At 72.0% G+C, this 26,576-nt stretch carries 24 protein-coding genes; 12 read left to right on the forward strand and 12 right to left on the reverse strand.

The features are described from left to right. Window positions 1-5: 5 nt before the first annotated feature. The 5 genes from trpE to Z164_RS0115245 all read right to left on the reverse strand — a co-directional run bounded on the left by trpE (window position 6) and on the right by Z164_RS0115245 (window position 4,343). Window positions 6-1,505, reverse strand: coding sequence for an anthranilate synthase component I (trpE, locus tag Z164_RS0115225; RefSeq protein ID WP_024891545.1), 1,500 nt, complete (start codon window positions 1,503-1,505; stop codon window positions 6-8). A 101-nt stretch (window positions 1,506-1,606) separates the two neighbouring features. Continuing rightward, window positions 1,607-2,566 (reverse strand): lipid kinase YegS, encoded by a 960-nt coding sequence (yegS, locus tag Z164_RS0115230; protein ID WP_024891546.1) that lies wholly within the window; start codon window positions 2,564-2,566, stop codon window positions 1,607-1,609. Window positions 2,567-2,775: 209 nt separating this feature from the next. Beyond that, a complete protein-coding gene (gene rraA, locus Z164_RS0115235) occupies window positions 2,776-3,273 on the reverse strand; it encodes a ribonuclease E activity regulator RraA (protein WP_024891547.1) in 498 nt (165 codons plus the stop codon). Between the two features lie 4 nt (window positions 3,274-3,277). Next, entirely contained in the window at window positions 3,278-3,952 is a 675-nt protein-coding gene (gene rpe, locus Z164_RS0115240) for a ribulose-phosphate 3-epimerase (RefSeq protein ID WP_024891548.1), read from the reverse strand. A 64-nt stretch (window positions 3,953-4,016) separates the two neighbouring features. After that, window positions 4,017-4,343, reverse strand: a complete 327-nt coding sequence (locus Z164_RS0115245) for a J domain-containing protein (RefSeq protein WP_024891549.1) — start codon at window positions 4,341-4,343, stop codon at window positions 4,017-4,019. Window positions 4,344-4,508: 165 nt separating this feature from the next. Between Z164_RS0115245 and Z164_RS0115250 the strand changes: the two genes are divergently transcribed. From Z164_RS0115250 to Z164_RS21465, 3 genes are all read left to right on the forward strand, one after another. Then, window positions 4,509-5,435 carry a phosphoribosylaminoimidazolesuccinocarboxamide synthase gene (locus tag Z164_RS0115250; protein WP_024891550.1) on the forward strand — a complete coding sequence of 309 codons (927 nt, stop codon included), beginning with the start codon at window positions 4,509-4,511 and terminating at the stop codon, window positions 5,433-5,435. A 67-nt stretch (window positions 5,436-5,502) separates the two neighbouring features. Beyond that, the gene (locus tag Z164_RS0115255; RefSeq protein ID WP_152540961.1) at window positions 5,503-5,970 is read left to right on the forward strand and encodes a hypothetical protein; all 468 of its coding nucleotides are present in this window, start codon (window positions 5,503-5,505) and stop codon (window positions 5,968-5,970) included. Window positions 5,971-5,974: 4 nt separating this feature from the next. After that, window positions 5,975-7,807: a tetratricopeptide repeat protein gene (locus Z164_RS21465; protein ID WP_024891552.1), complete on the forward strand. Its 1,833-nt coding sequence runs from the start codon at window positions 5,975-5,977 to the stop codon at window positions 7,805-7,807. A 56-nt stretch (window positions 7,808-7,863) separates the two neighbouring features. Here the strand turns inward: Z164_RS21465 and Z164_RS0115265 are convergent, their stop codons facing one another. Next, the gene (locus Z164_RS0115265; RefSeq protein ID WP_052338472.1) at window positions 7,864-10,743 is read right to left on the reverse strand and encodes a TonB-dependent receptor domain-containing protein; all 2,880 of its coding nucleotides are present in this window, start codon (window positions 10,741-10,743) and stop codon (window positions 7,864-7,866) included. Between the two features lie 251 nt (window positions 10,744-10,994). On the opposite strand from Z164_RS0115265, the gene Z164_RS0115270 reads away from it, so the two are divergent. Then, window positions 10,995-11,477 (forward strand): Mpo1 family 2-hydroxy fatty acid dioxygenase, encoded by a 483-nt coding sequence (locus Z164_RS0115270; protein WP_024891554.1) that lies wholly within the window; start codon window positions 10,995-10,997, stop codon window positions 11,475-11,477. A gap of 4 nt (window positions 11,478-11,481) precedes the next feature. On the opposite strand, the gene Z164_RS0115275 is transcribed toward Z164_RS0115270, so the two are convergent. Continuing rightward, the gene (locus tag Z164_RS0115275) at window positions 11,482-12,381 is read right to left on the reverse strand and encodes an NAD-dependent epimerase/dehydratase family protein (protein WP_024891555.1); all 900 of its coding nucleotides are present in this window, start codon (window positions 12,379-12,381) and stop codon (window positions 11,482-11,484) included. A 118-nt stretch (window positions 12,382-12,499) separates the two neighbouring features. Here Z164_RS0115275 and Z164_RS0115280 point away from each other — a divergent pair, with 118 nt between their 5' ends. The 7 genes from Z164_RS0115280 (at window position 12,500) to mnhG (ending at window position 19,310) form a co-directional block, all read left to right on the forward strand. Then, window positions 12,500-13,390, forward strand: a complete 891-nt coding sequence (locus Z164_RS0115280) for a universal stress protein (RefSeq protein ID WP_024891556.1) — start codon at window positions 12,500-12,502, stop codon at window positions 13,388-13,390. Window positions 13,391-13,472: 82 nt separating this feature from the next. After that, window positions 13,473-16,274 carry a monovalent cation/H+ antiporter subunit A gene (locus Z164_RS20745; RefSeq protein ID WP_081770203.1) on the forward strand — a complete coding sequence of 934 codons (2,802 nt, stop codon included), beginning with the start codon at window positions 13,473-13,475 and terminating at the stop codon, window positions 16,272-16,274. Then, a complete protein-coding gene (locus tag Z164_RS0115290) occupies window positions 16,274-16,636 on the forward strand; it encodes a Na+/H+ antiporter subunit C (protein WP_024891557.1) in 363 nt (120 codons plus the stop codon). The genes Z164_RS20745 and Z164_RS0115290 overlap by 1 nt, the downstream gene beginning before the upstream one ends. After that, window positions 16,633-18,159 carry a monovalent cation/H+ antiporter subunit D gene (locus Z164_RS0115295; protein ID WP_024891558.1) on the forward strand — a complete coding sequence of 509 codons (1,527 nt, stop codon included), beginning with the start codon at window positions 16,633-16,635 and terminating at the stop codon, window positions 18,157-18,159. The genes Z164_RS0115290 and Z164_RS0115295 overlap by 4 nt, the downstream gene beginning before the upstream one ends. 1 nt (window position 18,160) lies before the next feature. Further along, window positions 18,161-18,649, forward strand: coding sequence for a Na+/H+ antiporter subunit E (locus tag Z164_RS0115300; RefSeq protein ID WP_024891559.1), 489 nt, complete (start codon window positions 18,161-18,163; stop codon window positions 18,647-18,649). Then, window positions 18,646-18,915, forward strand: coding sequence for a K+/H+ antiporter subunit F (locus Z164_RS0115305; RefSeq protein WP_024891560.1), 270 nt, complete (start codon window positions 18,646-18,648; stop codon window positions 18,913-18,915). The genes Z164_RS0115300 and Z164_RS0115305 overlap by 4 nt, the downstream gene beginning before the upstream one ends. Continuing rightward, window positions 18,915-19,310, forward strand: coding sequence for a monovalent cation/H(+) antiporter subunit G (gene mnhG / locus Z164_RS0115310; protein ID WP_425477234.1), 396 nt, complete (start codon window positions 18,915-18,917; stop codon window positions 19,308-19,310). The genes Z164_RS0115305 and mnhG overlap by 1 nt, the downstream gene beginning before the upstream one ends. 49 nt (window positions 19,311-19,359) lie before the next feature. On the opposite strand, the gene Z164_RS0115315 is transcribed toward mnhG, so the two are convergent. The 3 genes from Z164_RS0115315 to hppD all read right to left on the reverse strand — a co-directional run bounded on the left by Z164_RS0115315 (window position 19,360) and on the right by hppD (window position 22,626). Further along, window positions 19,360-20,001, reverse strand: a complete 642-nt coding sequence (locus Z164_RS0115315) for a hypothetical protein (protein ID WP_024891562.1) — start codon at window positions 19,999-20,001, stop codon at window positions 19,360-19,362. Window positions 20,002-20,074: 73 nt separating this feature from the next. After that, window positions 20,075-21,397, reverse strand: coding sequence for a homogentisate 1,2-dioxygenase (hmgA, locus tag Z164_RS0115320; protein WP_052338483.1), 1,323 nt, complete (start codon window positions 21,395-21,397; stop codon window positions 20,075-20,077). 122 nt (window positions 21,398-21,519) lie between these two features. Continuing rightward, window positions 21,520-22,626 (reverse strand): 4-hydroxyphenylpyruvate dioxygenase, encoded by a 1,107-nt coding sequence (gene hppD, locus Z164_RS0115325; RefSeq protein ID WP_024891564.1) that lies wholly within the window; start codon window positions 22,624-22,626, stop codon window positions 21,520-21,522. A gap of 103 nt (window positions 22,627-22,729) precedes the next feature. Between hppD and Z164_RS0115330 the strand changes: the two genes are divergently transcribed. Beyond that, complete coding sequence (locus Z164_RS0115330; RefSeq protein WP_024891565.1) at window positions 22,730-23,242, forward strand: MarR family winged helix-turn-helix transcriptional regulator; 513 nt, start codon at window positions 22,730-22,732, stop codon at window positions 23,240-23,242. A gap of 42 nt (window positions 23,243-23,284) precedes the next feature. Here the strand turns inward: Z164_RS0115330 and Z164_RS0115335 are convergent, their stop codons facing one another. Further along, window positions 23,285-24,811: a peptide MFS transporter gene (locus tag Z164_RS0115335; RefSeq protein WP_024891566.1), complete on the reverse strand. Its 1,527-nt coding sequence runs from the start codon at window positions 24,809-24,811 to the stop codon at window positions 23,285-23,287. A gap of 125 nt (window positions 24,812-24,936) precedes the next feature. Further along, entirely contained in the window at window positions 24,937-26,526 is a 1,590-nt protein-coding gene (locus Z164_RS0115340) for an AbgT family transporter (protein WP_024891567.1), read from the reverse strand. Window positions 26,527-26,576: the final 50 nt, after the last annotated feature.

The following is a 26,576-nucleotide window of genomic DNA, read 5'->3' on the forward strand; positions in this document are numbered from 1 at the left end:
CGCCGCTACAGCCCCCGCGCCGCCTGCGCCACCGCGCGGAACAGCGCGCGGCCCTTGTTCATGGTCTCGTCCCATTCCTTCTCGGGATCGGAGTCGTAGACGATGCCGGCGCCGGCCTGCACGTACAGGCGGCCGTCCTGGATCACCGCGGTGCGGATCGCGATCGCGGTGTCGGCGTCGCCGTGCCAGCCGATGTAGCCGACCGCGCCGGAATACACGTTGCGCTTGACCGGTTCGAGGCTGCGGACGATCTCCAGCGCGCGCACCTTGGGCGCGCCGCTGACGGTACCGGCCGGGAACGTCGCGCGCAGCACGTCGGCGTAGCTCAGGCCGGGCTTCAGGCGCCCGGTCACTTCGCTGACGATGTGCATGACGTGGCTGTAGCGCTCGATGACGAAGCGCTCGCCGAGTTCCACGCTGCCCGGCTCGGAGACGTGGCCGACGTCGTTGCGGCCGAGGTCGATCAGCATCAGGTGCTCGGCGCGCTCCTTGGGATCGGCCAGCAGCTCCGCCTCCAGCGCCTGGTCCTCCTCCGGCGTGGCGCCGCGCGGGCGGGTGCCGGCGATCGGGCGCACGGTGACCTCGCTGCCGCCGTCGCCGGTTCCCTGCAGGCGCACCAGGATCTCCGGCGAGCTGCCGACCACCTGGGTGCCGCCGACGTCGAGGAAGTACATGTAGGGCGACGGGTTCAGCGCGCGCAGGGCGCGGTAGACGTCCACCGGCCGCGCGTTGAACGGCACCGACATCCGCTGCGAGAGCACGACCTGGAAGGCGTCGCCCGAGGCGATGTATTCCTTGGTCTTCTCCACCGCGGCGATGAAGCCCTCGCGGGTGAAGCCGGAGACGAAGTCGGCCTCGTCCAGCGCCGCCGGCTGCAGCGTCTCCGGGTAGCCGGCGCCGCCCTGCCGCAGGCGGTGGGTCAGCGCGTCCAGCCGGCGGCCGGCGCGCGCCCAGGCCTGCGGCTGGCGCGGGTCCGCGTGCACGATCAGGTACAGCCGGCCCTTGAGGTTGTCGAACACCGCGACCTCCTCGCTGCGCATCAGCAGGATGTCGGGCGTCCCCAGCTCGTCGCGCACGTCCGCCCGCGCCGCGCGCGCCAGGCGCGGCTCGATGTACTCGATGCACTCGAAGCCGAACCAGCCGACCAGGCCGCCGGCGAAGCCCGGCAGACCCGGCAGGCGCGGCACGCGGTGCTCGGCGCGCAGGCGCTCGACCTCGGCGAACGGGTCCTCGACCTCGCGCGTCTCGATCGTCTCGCCGTACTCGCCGACGGTCAGCGTGCGGCCTTGGAAGGCGTACACGCGCGAGGCCGGCAGGCCGATGATCGAGTAGCGGCCGAAGCGCTCGCCGCCCTCGACCGATTCGAACAGGTAGGTGTGCGGGCCGTCGGCGAGCTTGAGGTAGACCGACAGCGGGGTGTCGAGGTCGGACAGCACCTCGCGCACCACCGGGATGCGGGTATGGCCTTCGGCGGCGAAGCGGTCGAACTGCTGCTGGGTGATCACGAATGGCTCCACGATGGATGGACGGGCGACGGCGGCTGGCGGCGTCACCATCGCGCGCGGGCGGCGGGCATCGGGAGCGGGCGGTGTCGAAACATGGGGCGCTACTGTAGCGGCTGCGCGTGCGGCTCGCGCGTGCGCGCCAGCAGCGGCGAATCCGCCGGCAGCGCCATCCGCACCCGGCCGGGCACGCAGTCGATGCGGAAATGGCGCGCCTGGACCGGCTCGCCGTCGAGGTTGAGCGGCAGCGGCTGCCGGGATTCGATCTCGATCCACGGCAGCCGCGCGCGCGCGGCGACCTGTTCCAGGGCGGCGGCCTTGCCTTCGCTGACCACCGCGCCGATCGTCGCGGCCACCTCGCCGGAGAGCTCCGGCACCACGGTCACGTCCAGCAGCCCGTCGTCGATCAGCGCCTCCGGGCACAGCGCCTGCCCGCCGCCGGCCTGGCGGCCGTTGCCCACGCCCAGGGCGATGAAGTCGCCGGCCCACTCGAAGCCGGGGCCGCGCAGCCGTGCCGGCGTGGGCTCGATGCGCCCCAGCCGGGCGATGCCGGTCAGGAAGTAGGCCAGCCCGCCCAGCATCTTCTTCAGACCTTCGCGGGTCTCCAGGGTGATCCGGGTACCGAAACCGCCGCTGGCGAGGTTGGCGCACCAATGCACGGCGTCGTCGGCGCGCAGCCGCAGCAGGTCGACCGCGACCGGCGCGGCGCCGGCGATCAGCGCCAGCGCGTCCGCGGGCGCCTCGGGGATGCCGGCCGCGCTGGCGAAATCGTTGGCGGTGCCCAGCGGCAACACGCCCAGCGCCGGCAGCGCGCCGGCGTCGCGATCGGTGCCGGCGAGCGCCCCGGCCACTTCGCGCAGCGTGCCGTCGCCGCCGCCGGCGACCACGTGGGTGGCGCCGGCGGCGACGGCCTCGCGCACGTAGCGCTCGGCGTCGCCGCGTTCCCAGGTCACCCGCACCGCCAGCCGCCGGCCGGCCTCGCGCTGCGCGGCCACGGCCTCGCGCAGGGCCTCGTCGCCCGCGGCCTTGCCGTTGAGGATCAGGAACCAGGAGCTTGCGTCCATGGACATGCGCGGGAGGCGGGAAGCGGACGCGGGGTCCGGCGCGGCAGTGTAGAGCGTGCGGCGCGCGCGCCGCGAGCGGCCCGCCGTCATCGTGCCGTCACGAATGGCCCGGAACATGGGAGGCCATATCAGGGACGACGGGCGGAGGCTGGATCGCCTCCAATTTCTTCCGGCGAAGGGCGCGCTCCAAGGGGCGCGCCCTTCGTGCGTCAGGGGCTGTCGAGCGCGCCGTCGGCGACCACGATGCCGTCGGCGTCCGCCCACAGCAGATCGCCCGGCGCGATCGCCGCGCCGCCGATCTCCAGCGCCACGTCGCGCAGCCCCTGGCCGCGCTTGTCGGTCCTGCGCGGGCTCGCGCCCAGCGCGCGCACGCCCAGGTCCAGCCGCGCCAGCGCCGCCACGTCGCGCACCGCCCCCGCCACGACCACCCCGGCCCAGCCGTTCGCGACCGCGGCCTCGGCGAGCTGGTCGCCCAGCATCGAACGCCGCAGCGAGCCGCCGCCGTCCACCACCAGCACCCGGCCCTCGCCCGCCGCGTTCACCGCCTCGCGCACGCGCGAGTTGTCCTCGAACGCCAGCACGGTGGCGACCGGGCCGCAGAACGCCGCCCGCCCGCCGTAGTCGCGCCAGGGCAGCGCCAGCACGCGCACGCGCTCGCCGTGCCGATCGCACAGGTCGCAGGTGGAGAACGCGCCCGGGGAGGCCATGTCGCTAGCGCCGCGCCGCATCGGCGGCCGCGCGCAGACGGCCGACCACGTCGGCGTAGTCGGCCTGGCCGAAGATCGCCGAGCCGGCGACGAAGGTGTCGGCGCCGGCGGCCGCGATCTCGCCGATGTTGTCCGGCTTCACGCCGCCGTCGATCTCCAGCCGGATCGGCTTGCCGGTGGCGTCGATGCGCTCGCGCACCCGGCGCAGCTTGTCCAGCGCCGACGGGATGAAGGCCTGCCCGCCGAAGCCGGGGTTGACCGACATCAGCAACACCAGGTCCAGGTCCTCCAGCACGTAGTCCAGCGCCTCCACCGGCGTGGCCGGGTTGAGCACCAGCCCGGCCCGGCAGCCCTCGGCCTTGATCAGCTGGATCGTGCGGTGGACGTGGCGGCTGGCCTCGGGATGGAAGCTGATCAGCGTCGCCCCGGCGCGGGCGAAGTCCGGGACCAGGCGATCGACCGGTTCCACCATCAGGTGGACGTCGATCGGGGCGGTCACGCCATGCCGGCGCAGCGCCTCGCAGACCAGCGGCCCGATGGTCAGGTTCGGCACGTAGTGGTTGTCCATGACGTCGAAATGCACCCAGTCGGCGCCGGCGGCGAGCACGGCATCGACTTCCTCGCCCAGGCGGGCGAAGTCGGCGGACAGGATGGACGGCGCGATGATCGTGGGCTGCATGGTGTCGTGGGAGCCTGGAGGAAGGGGAGCGGATGGAGAAAGCGGCCGAGCGGCGCGCGGGGCATCAGCGCCGGCGGCGGCGACGGATGCGGCTGTAGGCGGCGTTGATCTCGGCGGCGCGGCGCTCGGCCTGCGCGCGCAGTTCGGGCTCGGCGTTGGCCACCCGGTCCGGGTGGTACTGCGAGATCAGGCGGCGGTAGGTCTGGTCGATTTCGGCATCGCTGGCGCTGCGGGTCAGGCCCAGCACCTTGTACGGCGCCGCGCGCTGCGGCAGCAGCCAGTCGGCGTCCAGGGCGTGGCCGATCAGCAGGCCGACCAGCCCGCCGGCCGGGTGGCGCAGCAGCAGCCAGCCGGCGACGAAGCCCAGGAGTTTCCCGTACCAGCGGTTCATGGCGCTTAGTGTAAGGGGCCAGGGATCAGAGGCCAGGGATCAGGGAAGAGCCAAAGAGTGGAATCCCCTGCCCCCTGGCCTCCGGCCTCTGGCCTCTGGCCCCTGCCCCCTGATCCCTGCCCCGCGCTACACTGCCCGGCCCTCCAGTGCGCGGGGCCGACGCCCTTGTCCACCACGCTCATCCAAGCCGACCTGCCCCTGCCGCTGCGCCATCGCGGCAAGGTTCGCGACGTGTTCGACCTGCCCGAGCGCCAGTTGCCGCAGGGCGCGCGCGGGACCGGCGACCACCTGCTGATCGTCGCCACCGACCGCCTGTCCGCCTTCGACGTGGTGCTGCCGGACCCGATCCCCGGAAAGGGCGAGATGCTGTGCCGGATCAGCAACTTCTGGTTCGAGAAGACCGCGCACCTGATGCCCAACCACCTGACCGGCATCGCGGTGGCCGACGTGCTGCCCGAAGGCATCGACCCGGCGCCCTACGCGCAGCGGTCGGTGGTGACCCGTCGCCTGCGGCCGGTGCCGGTGGAGGCGATCGCGCGCGGCTACCTGATCGGCAGCGGCTGGAAGGACTACCAGCGCACCGGGCGCGTCTCCGGGATCGCCCTGCCCGACGGCCTGCGCCAGGCCGAGCGGCTCGCCGAGCCGATCTTCACCCCGTCCACCAAGGCCGCCGTCGGCGAGCACGACGAGAACATCGACTTCGACAGCATGGTCCGCCGCATCGGCGCGGAACTGGCCGAGCAGATCCGCGACGCCACCCTGCGCCTGTACCGCTACGCCGCCGAGTACGCCGCCGCGCGCGGCATCCTGCTGGCCGACACCAAGTTCGAGTTCGGCACCGACGCCGACGGCCGGCTCTACGTGATGGACGAGATGCTCACCCCCGACTCCTCGCGCTACTGGCCGGCCGAGGAATACGCCGTGGGCAGCAGCCCGCCGAGCTACGACAAGCAGATCGTGCGCGACTGGCTGGAGACCCAGGACTGGGACAAGACCGCGCCCGGGCCGCGCCTGCCGGCCGAGGTGATCGAGCGCACCCGCGCCCGCTACGCCGAGGCGCTGCAGCGCCTGGCCGGGATCGAGATCGGCTGACCGCGCGCCGCCGCGCGGCTCGGGTATGCTCCCGACGAGGGCGGAAGACGGCCCCGGGGAGATGCCGATGGCACGGAACATGGCCCTGCGGATCGCACTGGCGTGCGCGCCGGCCGCGATCTGCGCGCACCCGATCGCGACGGCGGCGCCGCCCGCCTCGCACGCCTGCGCGGAAGTGGCGCGCGCCGCGGAGCGGCTGGCCTGCTACGACCGTGCCTTTCCGCCCAGCGAGGCGGCGCGGCACGCGGCGGCGGAACTGGCCCGCGAGGACTTCGGCCTGCCCGATCGCACCGGCGCGCCGGCCGCCGAACCGGTGCCCGAGCGCATCGAGGCACGGGTGACGCGGGTGACCTACGCCGATGGCGGCCGCCGGGTGGTGACGCTGGACAACGGCCAGACCTGGGCCACCACCGAGGGCGGCAGCCGCGGCCACGTCGCCGAGGGCGACAGCGTGAGCGTGCGCACCGGCGCGCTCGGCGGCTACCTGCTGCGCACGCCGGCGGGCGTCTCGCTGCGCGTGCGGCGGGTGCGCTGACGCGATGCCCGCGCCCGCCGGGCCGCGACCGCTGACGGCCTCGCAGGCGGCACGGTTTTCGCGCGCGCTGGGCCACTTGCGCCACGGCGAGACGCTCCGGGCCGAACAGGAGGCGCGGCGCCTGCTGCAGGAAGCGCCGGAGGCCGCCGACGCCTGGCAACTGCTCGGCATGTGCCTGGCCGACGGCGGGCGCCTGCCGGAAGCGCTGGCGGCCTTCGAGCAGGCGCTGCAGCGCGCACCGGACAGCGTGCCGGTGCTCTCCAATGCCGCCGCCTGCCTGCGCCGGGCGGGCCGCCTCGAGGACGCCTACGCCCTGCTCGGCCGCGCCGCCGGCAGCGCCGAGGCCGCACTGCAGCAGAGCCGCCTCGCGCTGCAGCTGCGCGATCCCGCGCGCGCGGTCGATGCCTGCCGGCGCGCCCTGGCGCTGGCGCCCGATTCCGCCGCAGCCTGGCTCGGCCTGGGCCATGCGCTGCGCGCGCAAGGCGACTGGGACGCCGCCGCGCAGGCGCTGGAGCAGGCGGTCGCGCGCGCACCGGCGCACGCGCCGGCCTGGGCGGCGCTGGGCGCCGTCCACCGGCTGGCCGGGCGCGTCGAAGCGGCGCTGCGCTGCCTGCGCCGCGCCGAAGCCCTGGGCGAGGTCGGCCCCGACCTGCTCGACGCGCTCAGCGGGGCGCTGGTGGACGCGGGGCAGCCCGAGGCCGCGCTCGACAACGCCCGCCGCCTGGTGATGCGGCACCCGGCCTACGCCGGCGGCCACGACACCCTGGCCCGCCTGCTGTGGGAACACGGGGATGAGGATCCGCTGGCGGGATTCCGCGCCGCCGCGCGCGCCCAGCCCGGCAACCGGCCGCTGTGGCTGGCGTTCGCCCGGCTGCTGCTGCGCGCCCGTCGCGCGGAGGAGGCGCTGGCCGCGGCCGAAGCGTTGCGCCTGCGCCACGGCGACGACCCCACGCTGTGCTGGCTGCGCGCCGAGGCGCTGGACCGGCTGGACCGGATGGACGAGGCCGCGGCGGCGTTCGCCGAGGCGCATCGCGCGCTCGGCCGCGACCACGTCGCCTTCCTCAACGCCCATGCGCGGCACCTGTTCCGCCGCGGCGACTGGCGCCGCGCGGGCGAGCTCGCCGAGGCCGCGACCCGGCTCGCGCCCGGCGACCAGGAGGCCTGGAGCCACCTGGGCACCGCCTGGCGGCTGGCCGGCGACGCGCGCGAGTTCTGGCTGTGCGACTACGATCGCCTGGTCGGCGACGTCGAGGTCCGGCCGCCGCCGGGCTACCGCGATCCCGCCGCCTTCCTCGACGCCCTCGCCGCCCGCCTCGAGGCCCTGCACCGGGCCGTGCGCGAGCCGGTGGACCAGAGCGTGCGCAACGGCTCGCAGACGCCCGGGCGCCTGTTCGGCCGCGGCGATCCGATTCTCGATGCGGCGCAGGCCGCGCTGCACGAGGCCGTGCGCGGCTGGCTGCAGGCGCTGCCCGAGGACGACCGCCACCCCTTCCTCGGCCGCAAGCGCCGCGACGTGCGCATGCTCGGCTCGTGGTCGGTGCGGCTGCGCGCCTCCGGGCGGCACGCCAACCACATCCATCCGCAGGGCTGGCTGAGCTCGGCGTTCTACGTCGCCCTGCCGGAGGACGTGCGGCGCGAGGGCCCCCACCCCGCGGGCTGCCTGCAGCTGGGCCAGCCGCTGGAAGACCTGGGCCTGGCGCTGCCGCCACGGCGCATCGTCCGGCCCGCGCCGGGGCGCCTGGCGCTGTTTCCCTCCTACGTCTGGCACGGCACGGTGCCGTTCTCCAGCCCCGCGCCGCGGCTCACCATCGCGGTGGACATGCTGCCCGCCGCCTGAGCGGCGTCATGCCGGGCCTGCGGACGGGCGGCGACGTCGCCGCCCGTCCGGTGCGGTCAGAACTGGAAGCTCAGCGTGCTGAAGATGTAGCGACCGGCCTGGTCGTAGCCGCCCAGGGAGTTGCCGTTGAGCACCAGCGTGCCGCCCACCAGCGGCGGCTCCTTGTCGGCGATGTTGTTCACGCCCACCGTCCAGGTGGCGACGTCCCACAGGTCCATCGAGGCGGACAGGTCGAAGTAGCTGTAGCTGCCGAGGCGATGGCCGTTGGCGATCAGCAGTCGGTCGTCGGTGCCCGGCGTGCCGTCGATGCCCTCGTAGTCCAGCGCGCCCACGTAGCGCCAGCGCAGGCCGACGCTGTAGCGGTCGAAGCCGTAGCGCAGGCTGGCGATGTGCCGCCATTCGGGCGCGTTGCAGGCTTCGTTGATCAGCCCGGCGCAATCGTAGGCGGTGGTCGGATCGTCGGCGATCGGCTGGAAGGTCTGCTCCAGCAGGTGGGTGCCGACGATCGAGGCGGTCATCCGTCCCGGGCCGAGCGCCCAGGCATAGGAGGCGGACAGGTCGATGCCGCTGAAGTCGAAGCTGCCGTAGTTGCCCAGGGTGTTGACGACCAGGCCCGAGGTCTCCGGATTGCTGCCCAGCCACAGGTCGCCGGTCGTCGGATTGCGCCGGATCAGCGAGCACATCGCGCTCTGCCCGCCCGCGCACAGGTCGATGATGACCCGCGGGCCGATGTCGGTGATCGAGTCCTCGACCTCGATGCGGTAATAGTCGATGGCCAGGTTGAGATCGTCGATCGGGCTGGCGGCGAAGCCGATCGTCCAGGTGTCCGCGGTCTCGGGGTCGAGGCCGAGGTTGCCGCCCGCGAACTGGTTGTACTGGCCGGCCGGATTGTCCGGCACGAAACCGTACTGGGACGGCGCAAGACCGGTCGCCGCGCATTGCTCGACGGTGAACGTCGGCGTCGGGCCCGCGCAGGGATCGGAACCGCCCCACAGGGCGATGCCCTGGGCGCTGAACAGTTCGTTGATGCTGGGTGCGCGGATGGCGCGGTTCCAGCCGGCGCGCAGCAGGTAGCGGCCGTCGTCGAAGCTGGCGCCGAGGCCGGCCTTGTAGGTGTTCACGCCGCCGGAGTTGCTGTAGTCGGAATAGCGGTAGCCCAGCTCCAGGTCCAGCCCGCTCAGCGCGCCGGCATCGGCGATCAGCGGCACCGCGCTCTCCAGGAAGAACTCGTGCACGTACAACTCGCCCGCCAGGGGCGTCGTCGGGCCGCCGAGGCCGGTGAAGTTGCCGGTCGCCATGTTGGTGTCGGGGGTGCGCTCGTAGGTCTCCTCGCGCCATTCGTAGCCCAGCGCCAGCGCGATCGGGCGGTCCGCCGCCCAGGGCAGGCCGACGCCCAGGTCGCCCGAGGCGTAGGCGTTGACGGTCTTCATCGAGGTCACGTAGTTGACGATGCCCACGCCCTGCAGGGCCTGCGCGGCTTCCTCGGTCACCGCGTCCTGCCAGACGTTGTAGAACACGCAGCCGTCGAACGAGCCGTCCGGGCAGCCCAGCAACGCGGAGCGCACGCGATCGGTGATGAAGTCGTTGACGCTCTCTTCCTTGATCGAGCTGCGGTTGTAGGTGAACGAGGCGTCGTAGTTCCAGCGCTCGTTGATCTCGCCGCCCAGGCCGGTGGTGATGCGGTAGTTGGTGGACTCGGCCTTGGAGATGCGGGGGCCGCCCTCGACGTTGCGCTTGTTGACCAGCACCGTGATCTCGTCGTCGGTGATGCCCAGGTCGCCGCACAGGGTGCCGATGATCTCGTTGTCGCAGGCCACGTCGACGTCGGTGTTGAAGGTGCCGCTGGGCGCGATCTGGGTGGAACTGCGGCGGTTGACGAACATCGCCTCCACGTAGGGCACGAAGTGCGGGGTGATCTCGTACTTGATGCGGGTGCCGGCGGTGTAGCGGCTGTCCGGGCGCTGGTAGTAGTTGATCGGCGCGTAGTTGTAGAGCGCGCCGACGCCGGGCTGCCAGGTGCCGTCGGCACCGAGGTGGGCCGCGGTGTTGCCGCCGGTCAGCGACGGCGCCAGGATGGTGAAGTTGGCGGGATCGGCGCCGCCGGAGCCGCCGCAGGCGGTGCCGCTGTTGTTGAGCGCGCAGGACGAATAGTCGCGCTCGCCCTGCAGCATCGCCTCGTTCTTGCGCCAGGTCGCCCAGGCCACGGCATGGCCGCCGTTGCCGAAGCTGCCGCCGATGGACAGGTCGATGTTGCGCGAGATGCCGTCGAAGCCGGAATTTCCGGTGGGGTAATCGTAGCCGGCCGCATCCATCAGGCCCTGCATGTAGCGGTTGTCGTTGTCGTGCTGGTAGGCCGAGTAGCCCAGGTTGACGTTGACGCCCTCGAACTCGTCGTCGAGGACGAAGTTGACCACGCCGGCGACCGCGTCGGAGCCGTACACCGCGGAGGCGCCGCCGGTCAGCACGTCCACGCGCTGCACCAGCGCCGAGGGAATGATGCTGAGGTCGGGCGTCTCGCCCAGGCCCTTCGGAATGCGGCGGCCGTTGACCAGGGTCAGCGTGCGCTGGGGCCCCAGGTCGCGCAGGTCGACGGTGGCGTAGCCCTGCGACGGGTTGTTCATGAAGTTGTCGAAGCCGTTCTGGAAGCCCAGCTGCGGATACTGGTTCACCAGGTCCTCGACCTTGGTCGCGCCCGAGTACTGGAACTCCTCTTTCTGGATCTCCGCCACCGGACTGGCGGCGGTCATGGTCTGGCTGCGCAGGCGGGTACCGGTGACGGTGACCGTATCCAGGGTCGCGGCCGGATCCTCGGAGGGCGCCGGAGGCGGGACGGTGTCCTGCGCGATGGCCCCGAAACTCCCGGAACAACACAGCGCCCCGGCGAGGGCGACGGACAAGCGATTGCGGCGAGCGGCGATTCTGCGGACGTGCGTCATGATTCTCCCCTTGCGTGAAAAATGCTTGGTGTTCGTTCTTCGAAACCCCTGCCCTCCCCCCCGCTCCCTGGGCATCGGTATCGGCGAATACGCCCGGCTCCCTGGCGCGACCTGAACGTAACACAAATTTTTCGACGTCAATACGGGATTTTTACAACCGTGCTGCAGTTCCCAAACCGGCGCAGAATGCCGCCGGGACGCCCCACCGGGGCGGAAGATAATGTTTCAGAAGAAACCATCCGGAGGGAAACATGAGCGCGCACGCCGCCGAGCGCCCGATCGACCGCTGGTTCGCCAGTTACTCCGACGACCACCGCAACCGGACCAACCAGCGCATCCACGTCGTCGCCGTCCCGCTGATCCTGTGGAGCGTCATCGCCCTGCTGTGGTGCATTCCCACTGCCGAGGGCCTGCTCCGTCCCGGCGCCTGGGCGGGTCTGGCGATGTTCGCCGCCTGGCTGTTCTACTTCCGCGCCTCGCGCCGGCTGGGCCTGGGCATGGCGGGGATGTTCCTCGCGATGGGCGCGCTCACCCACGTCCTGCACGCTTCGCTCGGCGCTCGCGGGCTGCTCGCCCTGGCGCTGGCGGTGTTCGTGGCGGCCTGGATCGCGCAGTTCGTCGGCCACAAGATCGAAGGGCGCAAGCCCAGCTTCCTGACCGATCTGGTGTACCTCTTGATCGGTCCGGCCTGGGTGCTGGCCAAGGGCTACCGGCTGCTCGGCCTGCGCTGGTGAGCGTTCACGGCCGCTTCGGATCGGCGGCGTCGGCGAGCAGCATCCGCGCCGTGGGGCGGAACGGCCGCGGCGCATAGTCGAGGTCGGCCCGGGCCGGCCCCGCATCGAAGACCAGGTCCTCGCGCAGGCGCGCCACCGCGCCGGCGGGCAGGCCGCGCAGGCGGCCGGCCGCGTGCGCGGCGGCCAGCGCAGCGCGGAACAGCGGGACCGGCACCCGCCACAGCCGCGGCCTGCCGGGCAACGCGGCCAGGACGCGCCGCACCATCTCGTCGTAGGGCAGCGTCTCGCCGCCGGGAAGGGCGTAGGCGCGGCCGCCGGCGGCCGGTGCCCGGGCCGCGGCCACGGCGGCCTGCGCCAGATCGTCCACATGCACCGGCTGCCGCAGCCCGGTGGCGTCGCGCGGAAGCACGAAGCCGCCGCAGCGCCGGGCGATCGCGGCGATCCGGCACAGGTTGGCGTCGCGCGCGGCGCCGTAGACCAGCGTCGGGCGCAGCAGCGTCGCCTGCGCGCCATGCCTGCGCGCCGCCTCGAACACGCGCGCCTCCGCTTCGCGCAGGGTGGCGGCCAGGGCGCGTTCGCCGGCGTCCTCGGCGTCCGCCTTGGTGGCCAGGCTGGTCGAGCCGAACGCGACCACCCGCGGCGCCCGCAGCCGCGCGGCGGCGTACCAGTGCGAGAAGCGGTCGAGCGGGCCGCAGCTGAAGACCGTGTCGTACTCCGGCGACGGCGGCTCGAACCCGGGGAAGCCGCCGCGATGCCAGCGCAACCCGGCATCGTCGCCATCGGCCGGCGGCGTGCGCGACACCGCATCGACCCGCCAGCCGGCCGCGCGCAGCCGCGCCAGCAGCGCCGCGCCGATCTGCCCGCTGGCGCCGAACACCAGCGCCCGTCGCGCGCGGTCGCTCATGCGCGGCTCGCCGAACGTGCGCAGCGATGGGGGCGTGGCGTCATCGCGACAGCATAGCCGCGCCGCGCGACCGGGACGGGTAGACTCGCAACGGCCATCGCTCTTTCCGGACCAGGACATGCGCCTTCCGCCCTCGGCCCTGCTGCTGGCCACCGACCTCAGCGCGCGCTGCGACCGCGCGCTCGACCGCGCCGCCCAGCTGGCCGCGCAATGGGACGCGCGGCTGGTCGCCGCGACGGTCGCGCCCGACGAACGCGCGCAGGAGATCCGCGACGAAGTCCTGCCGCTGCCGGCGTGGGCGCGCCGGGAATCGCCCCCGGAGGCTGCGCGGCGGCGGCTGCGCCGCGACCTCGACGACGCCGGCCTGACCCGGGCCGAGGCGGTGATCGCCCACGGCGCCCCGGGCCCGGCCCTGCTCGAGGCCGCCCGGGCCCACGACTGCGGCCTGATCGTGCTCGGCATCGCGCGCAACGAGGCCTTCCAGCGGCCGGTCGTGGGTTCGACGATCGCCTGGCTGGCGCGGCATTCGCCGCTGCCGGTGCTGGTGGTCCACGACCGCGTCCGCGGCGCGTACCGCAGGCTCGCCGTGGCCAGCGACTTCTCCGCCACCGCCGGGCGCGCGCTCGAAACCGCCGCACGGCTGTTTCCGGACGCCCCGCGCTACGCGCTGGTCCACGGCGCCGACGCGCCGCGCCTGGGCCTGGTCGACAACGCGCGCAGCCGCGCCGCGCTGGGCGCGGCGGCCGCCGGGGAAGCGCGCGCGGCCGCCGCCGCGCATCTCGACGGACTCGACCTCGGCGATGGGGTGCGCGGGCGGATCGAGTGCGTGATCGAGCCCGTGGAACCGGTGCGCCTGATCGATGCCTGGGTCGCCGCCGACGGCGCCGACCTCGCGATTCTGGGCAGCCACGGGCGCAGCGCGTTGTCGGACATGCTGCTGGGCAGCGTGGCGCAGCGCCTGCTCGACACGGTCGACATCGACACGCTGATCGTCCGCCGGCAGGACTGACCGGCCCGGCCGGGGGCTCGCGGAGCGCCGCAAAACGCCTGCTAGAATCGAACGCCTTGCTCGCGAATCGCGCATTCCCTGCATGCCTTCGATTCTCCTCATCCTCCTGGCGCTGCCGTTCGCGGTCGCGGCAGCGGTGGCGGCCCTGCCGCGCACGCTGTCGCGCGGCGCGATCGCCTGGGTCGCCGCGGGCGCGCCGCTGGTCGGCCTGGCGCTCGTCGCGGCGCTGACGCCGGAGATCATGGCGGGCGGGCAGCCCAAGACCGTGCTGCCGTGGATCCCGTCGGCCGGCCTGCAGCTGACCCTGCGGATGGACGGCCTGGCCTGGATGTTCGCCGGGCTGATCCTGGGCATCGGCGCGCTGGTGGTGATGTATGCGCGCTACTACCTCAGCCCGCGCGACTGCGCGCCGCGCTTCTTCGCCTACCTGCTGCTGTTCATGGGCGCGATGCTGGGCGTGGTGCTGGCCGGCAACCTGCTCCTGCTGGTGGTGTTCTGGGAGCTGACGTCGATCAGTTCGTTCCTGCTGATCGGCTTCTGGACCCATCGCGAGGACGCCCGCCAGGGCGCGCGGATGGCGCTGACCATCACCGGCCTGGGCGGGCTGGCACTGCTGGGCGGCGTGCTGCTGATCGGCCGCGTGGCCGGCAGCTTCGATCTCGACGTGGTGCTCGCCTCCGGCGACGCAATCCGCGCCAGCGCCGAGTACCCCGCCATCCTGGCCCTGGTGCTGGCCGGCGTCTTCACCAAGAGCGCGCAGTTCCCCTTCCACTTCTGGCTGCCGCAGGCGATGGCCGCGCCCACCCCGGTGTCGGCCTACCTGCACTCGGCGACGATGGTGAAGGCCGGGGTGTTCCTGCTCGCCCGCCTGCACCCGGCGCTCGCCGGCACCGACCTGTTCTTCTACGTGGTCACCGTGGTCGGCGCGCTGACCCTGCTGGTCGGCGCCTGGTACGCCATCTTCCAGCACGACCTCAAGGGCCTGCTGGCCTACTCGACCATCTCGCACCTGGGCCTGATCACGCTGCTGTTCGGCCTGTCCACGCCGATGGCGGTGGTCGCCGGCGTGTTCCACATCGTCAACCACGCCACCTTCAAGGCCTCGCTGTTCATGGCCGCGGGCATCATCGACCACGAGACCGGCACCCGCGACATGCGCCGGCTCGGCAACCTGCGCCGCTTCCTGCCCTGGACCAGCGCGCTGGCGATCATCGCCTCGCTGGCGATGGCCGGCATTCCCCTGCTCAACGGCTTCCTGTCGAAGGAGATGTTCTTCGCCGAGGCGCTGCAGGTGGAGGCCCAGGACGGCATGCGCCTGTTCGTGACCGTGGCCGCAGCGCTGGCCGGCGTGCTGGGCGTGGCCTACAGCCTGCGCTTCGTCCACGACACTTTCTTCGGCCACGGCCCGCGCGACCTCGACCTGGACCCGCACGAGCCGCCGCGCTGGATGCGGATCCCGGTCGCGGTGCTGGTGCTGATCTGCCTGGCCGTCGGCATCCTGCCCGCGCTGACGGTCGAGCCGATGCTCAAGACCGCCGTGGCCGGCACCCTGGGCACGGCCGCGCCCGACTTCACCCTCGCCGTCTGGCACGGCTGGAACCTGCCGCTGGCGATGAGCGTGCTGGGCGTGGTCGGCGGCGTGGCGTTCTACTTCGCCCTGCGCCGGCTGTTCGCGCTGCACGACGCCATGCTGCGCTCCTGGGGCCAGTACCTGTTCCAGGTCAACATCGATGCGCTGTTCTCCGCGGCCGGCAAGTTCACCGAACGCGTGGCCGCGGGCGGCATCCGCCGCAGCCTGTTCTGGATGATCGTGGTGGTGCTGGCGGTCGGCTCGGCGCCGTTCGTCGGCGACGCCGCCGACCGCGCGCTCGGGTTCGAGGGTTTCGGCGCGCCGCAGCCGATGCCGCTGCTGGGCTGGGTGGTGTGGGCGGTGCTGGTCGCCGGCACCCTCGCCACCGTGGCCGTGCACGGGCGGCGCCTGACCGCGCTGATCGTGATCGGCGCGGTGGGCCTGATGGTCAGCGTGGCCTTCACCCTGCTGTCAGCGCCCGATCTGGCGCTGACCCAGCTGCTGGTGGAAATGGTCACCATCGCGCTGATGATGATGGCGCTCAACTACCTGCCCAAGCAGTCCAAGCAATCGCGCACCCGCGTGCGCCGCTGGCGCGACGCGCTGATCTCCACCGCCGCCGGCGTCGGCGTGGCCGCGCTGGCCTACGGCGTGCTGATGCGGCCCTCGCAGACGATCTCCGGCGAGATGCTCGCCCGCTCGCTGCCCGAGGCCTACGGCGCCAACGTGGTCAACGTGATCCTGGTGGACTTCCGCGGCTTCGATACCTTCGGCGAGATCACCGTGTTCGCGGTCGCCGCGCTGGTGGTGCACGCGCTGCTGCGCTGGGCGCGGCTGAAGCCCGACGAGGTGGTGCCCGGGCCGCCGGTGCAGCTGCCGATCCCGGCCGACCTCACCCAACTGCTGTTCCCGCTGGCGATGACGGTGTCGATCTACCTGTTCCTGCGCGGCCACAACGCGCCGGGCGGCGGCTTCATCGCCGGCCTCGCGATCGCGGTGCCGGTGCTGATCAAGTACGTGCTGCAGGGCGCGCGCGCGGTCGAGGCGACCTTCGGCTTCGACTACCTGCGCGGCATCGGCGTCGGGCTGATCGTCGCCTGCATCGGCGGCCTCGGCTCGCTGCTGTTCGGGCTGCCGTTCCTCACCAGCGGGCACCTGGATCTCGAGCTGCCGGTGATCGGCCAGCTGCCGCTGGCCAGCGCGCTGGTGTTCGACACCGGCGTCTACATCGTGGTGTTCGCCGGCGCGCTGCTGATCCTGTCGACGATCGGCACCGTCAAGCAGCGCCAGCAGGCCGAGGAGGACAAGCTCTAGTGGAACTCGCACTCGCCAGCGCCATCGGCGTGCTCACCGCAGCGGGGGTCTACCTGCTGCTGCGCGCGCGCACCTTCGACGTGATCCTGGGCCTGACCCTGCTGTCCTACGCCACCAACCTGCTGATCTTCTCCGCCGGCCGCATGGTCGTGGGCCGTCCGCCGGTGCTGCGCGGCGGCGCCGAGCCGACGCTGGCGAACTACGCCGATCCGCTGCCGCAGGCGCTGGTGCTGACCGCGATCGTGATCGCCTTCGCGATGACCGCGGTGACCGTGGTGGTGGCCATGCGCAACCACGCCGACCTGCACAGCGACCACGTGGACGGCCATGAGCCCGACCGCAAGCCCGACGAGCGCCCATGACGCAGCACCTGATCCTCGCCCCGATCCTGGTGCCGCTGCTGACCGGCGCGATCCTGCTGCTGCTCGAGCGCCGCCACAACACCTCGGTGCTGCGCACCGGCGCCTGGATCGGCCTGTCGCTGCTGCTGGCCGCGGCGCTGGCGCTGTTCGCCCGCGCCGCGCAGGGCGGCATCGAGGTCTACCTGCTCGGCGACTGGCCGGCGCGGCTGGGCATCGTGCTGATGCTCGATCGCCTGAGCGCGCTGATGGTGCTGACCACCACCCTGCTCGCCATCCCCTGCCTGCTCTACGCCTGCGCCGGCTGGGACAAGCGCGCGCTGCACTTCCACGCGCTGTTCCAGATCCAGCTGGCCGGGCTCAACGGCGCGTTCCTCACCGGCGACGTGTTCAACCTGTTCGTGTTCTTCGAGGTGATGCTGATCGCCTCCTACGGCCTGCTGCTGTCCGGCGGACGCGGCGCGCGGATGGCGGCCGGCCTGCACTACGTCGTGTTCAACATCGCCGCCTCGACGCTGTTCCTGATCGCGCTGGGGCTGCTGTACGGCCTGCTCGGCACGCTCAACTTGGCCGAGATCGCGGTGCGCATCGCCGAGGTCGCCCCGCAGGACCTGGCCATCGTGCGCGCGGCCTGCGGGATGCTGCTGGTGGTGTTCTGCGCCAAGGCCGCGCTGCTGCCGATGTACCTGTGGCTGCCGGAGACCTACTCGCGGGCGCCGGCCGCGGTGGCGGCGCTGTTCACCATCATGACCAAGGTCGGCCTGTACGCGCTGCTGCGCATGACCACCCTGGTCTTCGGCGACGAGGCCGGGGCGATGGCCGGCTTCGGCCGCGACACCCTGCTGACGTTCGGCATGGTGACCCTGGTGCTCGCCGGGCTCGGCGTGGTCGGCGCGCTGCGCCTGCGCATCGGCGCCGCCTACCTGGTGCTGCTGTCGGCCGGCACCTTGTTCGTCGCCTTCGCCCTCGCCCGGCCGGGCACCATCGCCGCCGGCCTGTACTACCTGCCGCACAGCTGTTTCGCCGCCGCAGCGATGTTCCTGATCGCGCACATCGTGCAGCGCGAGCGCGGCCGGATCGGCGACCGCGTCCTCGATCCCGCGCCGCCGCTGCGCGCGCTGACCGGCACCCTGTACCTGATCGCGGCGATCTCGATCGTCGGCCTGCCGCCGCTGTCGGGCTTCATCGGCAAGTTCCTGCTGCTCGACGCGGTCCCGGGCGAGGACGCGGGCTGGGTCTACGCCGCGGTGCTGGGCAGCAGCCTGCTGGCGCTGATCGGCCTGACGCGCACCGGCACCCGGCTGTTCTGGCGGGTCGAGGTGCCGGACCTGCCGCAGCCGCCGCCGCCGACCATCCGCGGGATCGAGATCGGCGCGACCGTGCTGCTCATCGCCTACGGCCTGGCGATGACGGTGGCCGCCGAACCGGTGCTGCGCCACGCGCAGGCGATCGCCGCGCAGTTGCTCGCCCCCGCCGACTACGTGCGCGCGGTCCGCGATACCCTGCCGCTGCTGAGGGAGCCCTGAGATGAGACGACGCCTCCTGCCCTCCATCCCGCAGAGCCTGACGGTCTTCGTCTTCTGGCTGCTGATGGCCGAGGACTACAGCGCCGGCAACGTGCTGATGGCGCTGCTGCTGGCCTGGGCGATGCCGCAGCTCGCCGCCCGGCTGCAGCGCGAGTTCGCGCAACTGGGCAACGTCGGCATCCTGGTGCCGCTGGGGCTGAAGCTGATCTGGGACGTCGTGGTCGCCAACGTCACCGTCGCCCTCCAGGTGCTGGGGCCGGAGGCGAAGCTGCGCTCGGGCTTCGTCTGGGTCCCGCTGGAACTGACCAACATCCACGGCATCTCCGTGCTGGCCAGCATCATGACCCTCACCCCGGGCACGGTCACCGCCGAGCTTTCCGAGGACCGGCGCTACCTGCTGGTGCACTGCCTCAACATCGACGATCCGCAGCGGATGGTCGACGGCATCAAGCGCCGCTACGAAGCGCCCCTGCGCAAGGTGTTCCCATGATCGCAATCGCCATCGTCGCGGGGATGAGCGTGGTCGGGCTGGCCATGCTGCTGTCGCTGTGGCGGCTGATCCGCGGCCCCTCCGCGCCCGACCGCATCCTCGCGCTCGACACGCTGTACGTGAGCACCATCGCCGAGCTGGTGCTGTTCGGCATGCACCTGGACACCGAGATCTACTTCGAGGCCGCGCTGATCATCGCCATGCTCGGCTTCTTCGGCACGGTGGTGCTGAGCAAGTACGTGATCCGCCGGGACATCGTCGAATGATCGCGACGCTGCTCGACGGCCTCACCATCCTGCTGCTCGCGATCGGGTGCTTCTTCGTGTTCCTGGGCAGCTTCGCGCTGGTCAAGATGACCGGCTTCTTCCATCGCATCCACGGCCCGACCAAGGGCAGCACCCTGGGCGTGGGGTGCATCCTGCTCGCCTCGATCGTCTACCACACCGTGTACGGCAGCGGCCTGCATCCGCGCGAACTGCTGATCACGGTGTTCCTGTTCCTGACCGCGCCGGTGGCCGCGCACCTGATGTCGCGCGCCGCGCTGTCGCTGATGGAAGGCCGGCCCACGGACCCGTCCACAATCCCGGACCCGGAAGGACACATCCGCGACGACGCCGACGAGCGCGCGGCCGAGCGGGCCGGCGAGCGGGACGACGGCTGAGCGCCCGGCCCGGCCCGGCACCCACGCCGGCGCCGCGCGCGTCCGCGGATCAGCCGCAACCTTCCACGTAGTCGACCTGCGGCGGCACGCCGATGCGCCACGCCGCGACGCGGTCGTCGGCGCCGGTCTCGAACAGCAGCACGCTGCGCCCGCCGTCGGGCGCCGGGATGCGCAGGTCGTGCGCGCCCTCCACGTACTTGTGCGGCCGGCGCTCGACCAGCCCGGGATACAGCGCATCGATCCGCGCGATGTCCATGCCGACGCGGCCGCCGCCCGGCGCCTCGATGTCCGCGGCGCGCACGTCGATGCGCACGAAGCGCTCGCCCTCGATCATGAAGGCGATGCGGTCGCCGGCCGTGCCCCGCGGCTGCGGGACCAGGTAGCGGCAGCCGCCGGGTTCGGACGTCCCGGCTTCGCCGAGGTCGCGCCCCCATGCCTGGCGCACCGCCTCCGGGTCGGCGCCGAACGCGGCCGAGCCGAAGCCCGCCCAGCCGATCGCGCCCGGTGCGGGCACGGCCTCGGGCGCATCGAACGGCGGCGGCGCGTCGGGCCGGTCGAGCGCGTCCGGAACGGATGCGGCGGCGGCATCGGTCGAGGGCGTCTCCGGCGCGGGCGACGGCGCGCGCTCGCAGGCGGCCAGCGCGAGCGCGAGCAGGCAGGCGGCGGACCATGGCGCGATGGGATTGCTCACGGGGCGCTCCGGGAACGGCGTAGGAGCGGCCAGCCTCGGCCAGCGCGCGTCGATGGCCCGCGAACGGGCGCGGTCAGCCCCGCGGCGGCGAGAAGTGGCGCCGCAGCCCGGCCCAGCAGGCCTGGTAGTCGCGTTGCCGGTGCGCGGCCTCGATCGCCTGCCGGGTCGGCCGGATCACCGCGCGCGACTCGAACATGAAGGCCATCGTGTCGGTCACCACGTCCGGCTTCGACAGGTCCGCCGCCGAGGCCTTCTCGAAGGTGGCCGCGTCCGGGCCGTGGCCGGTCATGCAGTTGTGCAGCGAGCAGCCGCCCGGCGCGAACCCGTCGGCCTTGGCGTCGTAGACGCCGTGCACCAGGCCCATGAACTCGCTGGCCACGTTGCGGTGGAACCACGGCGGCCGGAAGGTGTGCTGCGCCACCAGCCAGCGCGGGGGGAAGATCACGAAGTCCAGGTTGCCCACGCCGGGCGTGTCGCTGGGCGAGGTGAGCACCAGGAAGATGCTCGGGTCCGGATGGTCGAAGCTGATCGAGCCGATCGTGTTGAAGCGGCGCAGGTCGTACTTGTAGGGCGCGTAGTTGCCGTGCCAGCCGACCACGTCCAGCGGCGAGTGGCCGATCTCGGCACGCCACAGGTGGCCCTGGAACTTGGCGATCAGCTCGAACTCGCCGTCCACGTCCTCGTAGGCCGCCTGCGGCGTCAGGAAGTCGCGCGGGTTGGCCAGGCCGTTGGCGCCGATCGGCCCCAGGTCGGGCAGGCGCAGCAGGGCGCCGAAGTTCTCGCACACGTAGCCGCGCGACGGGCCGTCGGGCAGTTCCACCCGGAAGCGCACGCCGCGCGGGATCACCGCGATCTCCTGCGGCGCCACGTCCAGCACGCCCAGCTCGGTGGCGATCCGCAGCCGGCCCTGCTGCGGCACGATCAGCTGCTCGCCGTCGGCGCTGTAGAAGTAGCGCCCGCGCATCGGCGCGTTGGCCGCGTAGAGGCGCACGCCGATGCCGGTCTGCGCGGCCGGCGATCCGTTGCCGGCCACCGTGTAGAGGCCCTCGACGAAATCCACCGGCGTCTCCGGCAGCGGCATCGGGCTCCAGCGCAGCTGGTCCGGCGACACCGGACCGTCGCCGAAATCGTCGTGCAGCCGCGGCTGCGCGAACGGCTCGAACGCGCCGTGCATGGCGGCCGGGCGGATGCGGTACAGCCAGCTGCGCCGGTTCTGCGCGCGCGGGGCGGTGAACGCCGTGCCCGAGAGCTGCTCGGCGTACAGCCCGTGGGCCACCCGCTGCGGCGAGTTCTGGCCCACCGGCAGCGTGCCCGGTTCCGCCTCGCTGGCGAACTCGTTGCCGAATCCGCTCATGTAGCCGCGCGGCTGCAGGCCGTCGGCGTCGCGCTGCGGCATGGCGATCACGGTATCGTCGGTCGATGCGTTCATCTGCTTGGTCCGGTGGGGAGTCTGGCACGGGTTCGCGCGGCAGAACGCGGATCCGGGGCGGCGCCGGGCGCGGCCGGAGCGGACCGCGCCTACAGCACGCCGCGCTTCATCTGGTCGCGCTCGATCGATTCGAACAGCGCCTGGAAGTTGCCCTCGCCGAAGCCCTCGTTGCCCTTGCGCTGGATGATCTCGAAGAAGATCGGCCCGAACGCGTTCTGGGTGAAGATCTGCAGCAGCTTGCGGCTCTTGGTCTCCGGGTCGGCGTCGATCAGGATCTTGTTCTTCGCCAGCCGCGCGACGTCCTCGCCGTGGTCGGGGATGCGCTGGTCGATGACCTCGAAGTAGGTGTCCGGGGTGTCGAGGAACTCGATCCCGGCCGCGCGCATCTTCTCCACCGACTCGTAGATGTCGTCGGTGAACAGCGCGATGTGCTGGATGCCCTCGCCCTTGTAGTCGCGCAGGTACTCGTTGATCTGGCTCTTCTCGTCGCTGGACTCGTTGAGCGGGATGCGCACCACGCCGTCGGGGGCGGTCATCGCCTTCGACAGCAGGCCGGTCTTGGCGCCCTTGATGTCGAAGTAGCGGATCTCGCGGAAGTTGAACAGCTTCTCGTAGTAGTCCGACCACTTCTGCATGTTCCCGAGGAACAGGTTGTGGGTCAGGTGGTCGATGAAGGTCAGGCCGAAGCCGCGCGGGTGCTGCTCCACGCCGGGCAGAGGCTCGTAGTCGGCGTAGACGTTCTCGCTGCCGTCGTCGATCAGGTACAGCATGCAGTCGCCGATGCCCTTGATCGCCGGGAACGCCACCGCGCCGGTCTCCGCCTTGTGGTCGGCCTTCTCGCCGCCGCTGGCCAGCACGTGCTCGAGCACCTCGGCCGGCGCCTTGCGGAAGCGGATCGCGAACCCGCAGGCCGAGGGCCCGTGCTGGGCGGCGAAATCCGAGGCGAACGAATCCGGCGTCTGGTTGAGCAGGAAGTTGATCCTGCCCTGGCGGAACAGGGTGATGTCGCGCTCGCGGTGCCGGGCGATCGCGGTGAAGCCGAGGTTCTCCAGGTACCGGCGCATGCGCGGGCCCTCGCCCGCCGGCGCGGCGAATTCGACGAACTCGAAGCCGTTGATGCCCATCGGGTTCTCGAACGTGGTGACCTGCATGCCAAGATTGGCGGGCGGGTTCGAAGTCTGCGGCTGCGCGCTCATGGTCGGCTCCTCGGCGTGGCGGGCGGGCCGCCGGCGGCAGCCCTGTTGGCTCGAAACGTCTTTTATAGTTTCACCTGTAACCATTTGCAAGGTGCGATGCAGCATGCCGAAGGACGCCTCCCCCGCTCCCGCCCCCGGTCCCGAGCCGCCGCTGCGGCTGGAACGCTTCCTGCCCTATCGCCTGAGCGTGCTGTCCAACCGGGTCAGCTCGGCGATCGCCCAGGTCTATTCCGACCGCTTCGGCCTGGCGATCACCGAGTGGCGGGTGATCGCGGTGCTGGGGCGCTTCCCGGAGCTGTCGGCCAACGAGGTCGCCCGGCGCACCGCGATGGACAAGGTCGCGGTGAGCCGCGCGGTCTCGCGGCTGCTGGAATCCGGACGGCTGGAACGCGAGACCCACGATGGCGACCGCCGCCGCTCGGTGCTGCGGCTGTCGCCGGAAGGGCAGCGGATCTACCGCGAAATCGCGCCGCTCGCGCTCGATTTCGAGCGCCGGCTGCTGGCGGGCATGAGCGACGACGAGCGCGCGCTGCTGTTCGGCCTGCTGGACCGGCTCGACCGGCTGGAGCTGGAGGCCGAGGCCGAAGCCGCCGGCCCGCCGCCGCCGGGCGAATGAGGCGTGCCCGCCCGGCGTGCGCCGGGCGGGCGCCGCGCGCGGCTACTTCACGCCGTGCATCAGCCTCTGGATCAGCGGCGCGATCAGGAACAGCAGCACGCCGGCGCCCAGCAGCGCCCAGAAGCCGAACGTGTAGCCCGCATGCGCCGAGGCGAGCGTCATGCCGCCCTCGCCGCTGACGCTGCTGGCGAACATGCCCGACAGGTTGTTGCCGATCGCGATCGACAGGAACCAGCCGCCCATCGCCAGGCCGGTGAGCTTGGCCGGCGCCAGCTTGGTGGTCATCGACAGCCCGATCGGCGACAGGCACAGCTCGCCCACCGACTGGATGACGTACACCATGAACAGCGTCCAGAACGGGATCTTCAGCGTGGCGGGGTCCACCAGGCTCGACAGCGCGAACATCAGCAGCAGGAACGCCAGGCCATTGAAGATCAGTCCCAGGCCGAACTTGCGCGGGATCGACGGGTTGGCCGAACCCATCTTCACCCACAGCCAGGCGACGATCGGCGCGAGGGTGATGATCGCGATGGAGTTGACCGACTGGAACCAGCCGACCGGGAACATCCAGCCGCCCAGGTCGCGATCGACGATGTTCTGCGCAAGGAAGTTGAAGGAGCTGCCGGCCTGCTCGAAGAACATCCAGAACAGCACGTTGAAGCCGAAGATGATCAGCATGGCGATCACCATGTCGCGCTGCCTGGCGCCTTCGCGGATGCCCTCGACCAGCAGCATGATCGCCGGCGCCACGAACAGCGCGATCAGGATCCAGTTCAGCACGCCGGCGTCGATCGTCAGCAGGAAGTAGTAGACCGGGATCGCGGCCAGCGCGCCGATCGTCACCGCCACCATCCGGCCCGGGCCCGTCGCCCCGGCGGGGGCCGCGCCGACGCCCTTGAGCTGCTTGCGGCCGAACCAGAACCACAGCAGGCTGATCATCATGCCGATGCCCGAGGCGATGAACACCACCTTGTAGGCCGGCATGCCGTCGCTGCCGAACACCTTCTCGGCCAGCAGGCCGGTCAGGATCGGCGCGAGGAACGCGCCCATGTTGATGCCCATGTAGAAGATCGTGAAACCGGAGTCGCGGCGCGAATCGGTCGGCGCGTAGAGCTTGCCGACCATGGTCGAGATGATCGGCTTGAACAGGCCGTTGCCGACGATGATGGTGGCCAGGCCGAGCTTGAGCCAGGCATCGGTAGGGATCGTGATCAGGAACAGCCCCGCGGCCATGAACAGCGCGCCGAGCAGGATCGCGCGCTGGTAGCCGATCAGCTTGTCGGCGACGTAGCCGCCGAAGATCGCCGCCGCGTACACCAGCGCCAGGTACGCCCCGTACAGTTCGCTGGCCGGCGCCTCGCCGGACGCGTCGCCGCGGTAGAACTGGGCCACGATGTACAGCACCAGCGCCCAGCGCATGCCGTAGAAGGCGAAGCGCTCCCAGAACTCGGTCATGAACAGCATCCACAGCGGCTTGGGATGCCCCAGCCACTGCGGGTAGGTCGGCGGCTCGGCCGGCGGTTGCGGCGGGATCGGTGCGGGTTTAGGCGCGATGGCGTCGACGCTCATGCGGTAGGGTTCCCCTGGGACGCGGGTGGGACGGAAAGGCCAGCGCCCGCGGCCTGGCCGCGGGACGCGGCAGCATTACCGACCCGGGCGGTCCGCGTCAAAGGCCGGCCGCGGCCGGCGGCGCGCTACGTTGCCGGGTAGTCGTAGCTCGCGCCGATCCCCAGCGGCACGCCCAGCGCCCAGAACGCCAGCAGGAACAGCGTCCACAGCACCGACAGCGCCAGCGAGTACGGGATCATCAGCGAGACCAGGGTGCCGATGCCGGCCGACTTCACGTAGCGCTGGCAGAACACGACGATCAGCGGGAAGTACGGCATCAGCGGGGTGATGATCGTGGTCATCGAATCGCCCACGCGGTAGGCCGCCTGGGTCAGGTCGGGCGACACGCCCAGCTGCATCATCAGCGGCACCATGATCGGCGCCAGCAGCGCCCACTTCGCCGAGGCCGAGCCGATGAACAGGTTGACGATCGAGGTCATCGCGATCAGGCCGATGATCGTCAGCCACATCGGCAGCCCCAGCGCGCGCAGGAAGTCCGCGCCCTCCACCGCCATCAGCGTGCCCAGGCCCGAGCCGTTGAAGCCGGCGAGGAACTGCGCGATGAAGAACGCGATGACGATGTAGTAGCCCATCCCGCTCATCGCCTTGGTCATCGCCGCGATCACGTCGCGGTGGCTGTGCACCGTGCCGGCGACGTAGCCGTAGACCACGCCCGGGATCAGGAACAGCACGAAGATCAGCGCCACGATCGACTGCATCACCGGCGCCGCGGCCACCAGCAGCGGATGGCTGCCCTCGGGCACCGCCTCGGCCGGCGCGCGCCAGGGCGAGGTCTCCGGCACCAGGCTCAGCGCGAACAGCCCGGCGGCGACCAGCATCGCCAGCATCGCCCACAGCAGCCCGCGGCGCTCGGCGGCGCTCAGCGGCTGCATCGTCGGCAGATCGGCGCGATCGCCGTCCACCGCGGTGCGCTGGAGCCGGGGCTCGACGAGCCGGTCGGTCACGAACCAGCCGATCGCCACGATCAGGAAGGTCGAGGCGGTGGTGAAGATCCAGTTGTTGAGCGGGTTGATCTCCAGCGCCGGGTCCAGCACCCGGCCGGCCTCCTGGGTGAAGGAGGCCAGCATCGGATCCAGCGAGGACGGCACGAACAGGGTGGCCGAGAACCCGCCGGAGACGCCGCAGAACGCCGCCGCGATGCCCGCCAGCGGGTGCCGGCCGGCGGCGTAGAAGATCACCCCGCCCAGCGGGATCACCAGCACGTAGCCCGCATCCACCGCCACGTGGCTCAGCACCGCCACCGCGACCAGGGCCGGGGTCAGCAGCCGCTTCGGGGTCACCGACAGCACGCGCCGCAGCGCCGCGTTGATGAAGCCGGTGTGCTCGGCCACGCCCAGGCCCAGCATCGCCACCAGCACGATGCCCAGCGGCGCGAAGCCGACGAAGGTGCGCACCATGTTGGCCATGAAGCCGGTCAGCGACTCGCCCGACAGCAGGTTCACCACCTGGATCGGCTCGCCGCTGCGCGGGTCGATGGCCTGGAAGTCGACGCCCGACAGCGCCCAGGACAGGGCCCACACCGCCAGCATCAGCAGCAGGAACAGCATCGCCGGGTCCGGCAGCCGGTTGCCGACGCGCTCCACCGCGTCCAGGAAGCGGCCCATGAGGCCGGTCGGCGCGCCGGGCGCGGATGGGTCGGTGCCGGGCTGGGTCATGCGGTCGGGATCCCCGTCGAATCGAGACCTGCCGCATCCTAGAGCATTCC

This window comes from Luteimonas huabeiensis HB2 (assembly GCF_000559025.1).
In the GTDB taxonomy this organism is placed as follows: domain Bacteria; phylum Pseudomonadota; class Gammaproteobacteria; order Xanthomonadales; family Xanthomonadaceae; genus Luteimonas; species Luteimonas huabeiensis.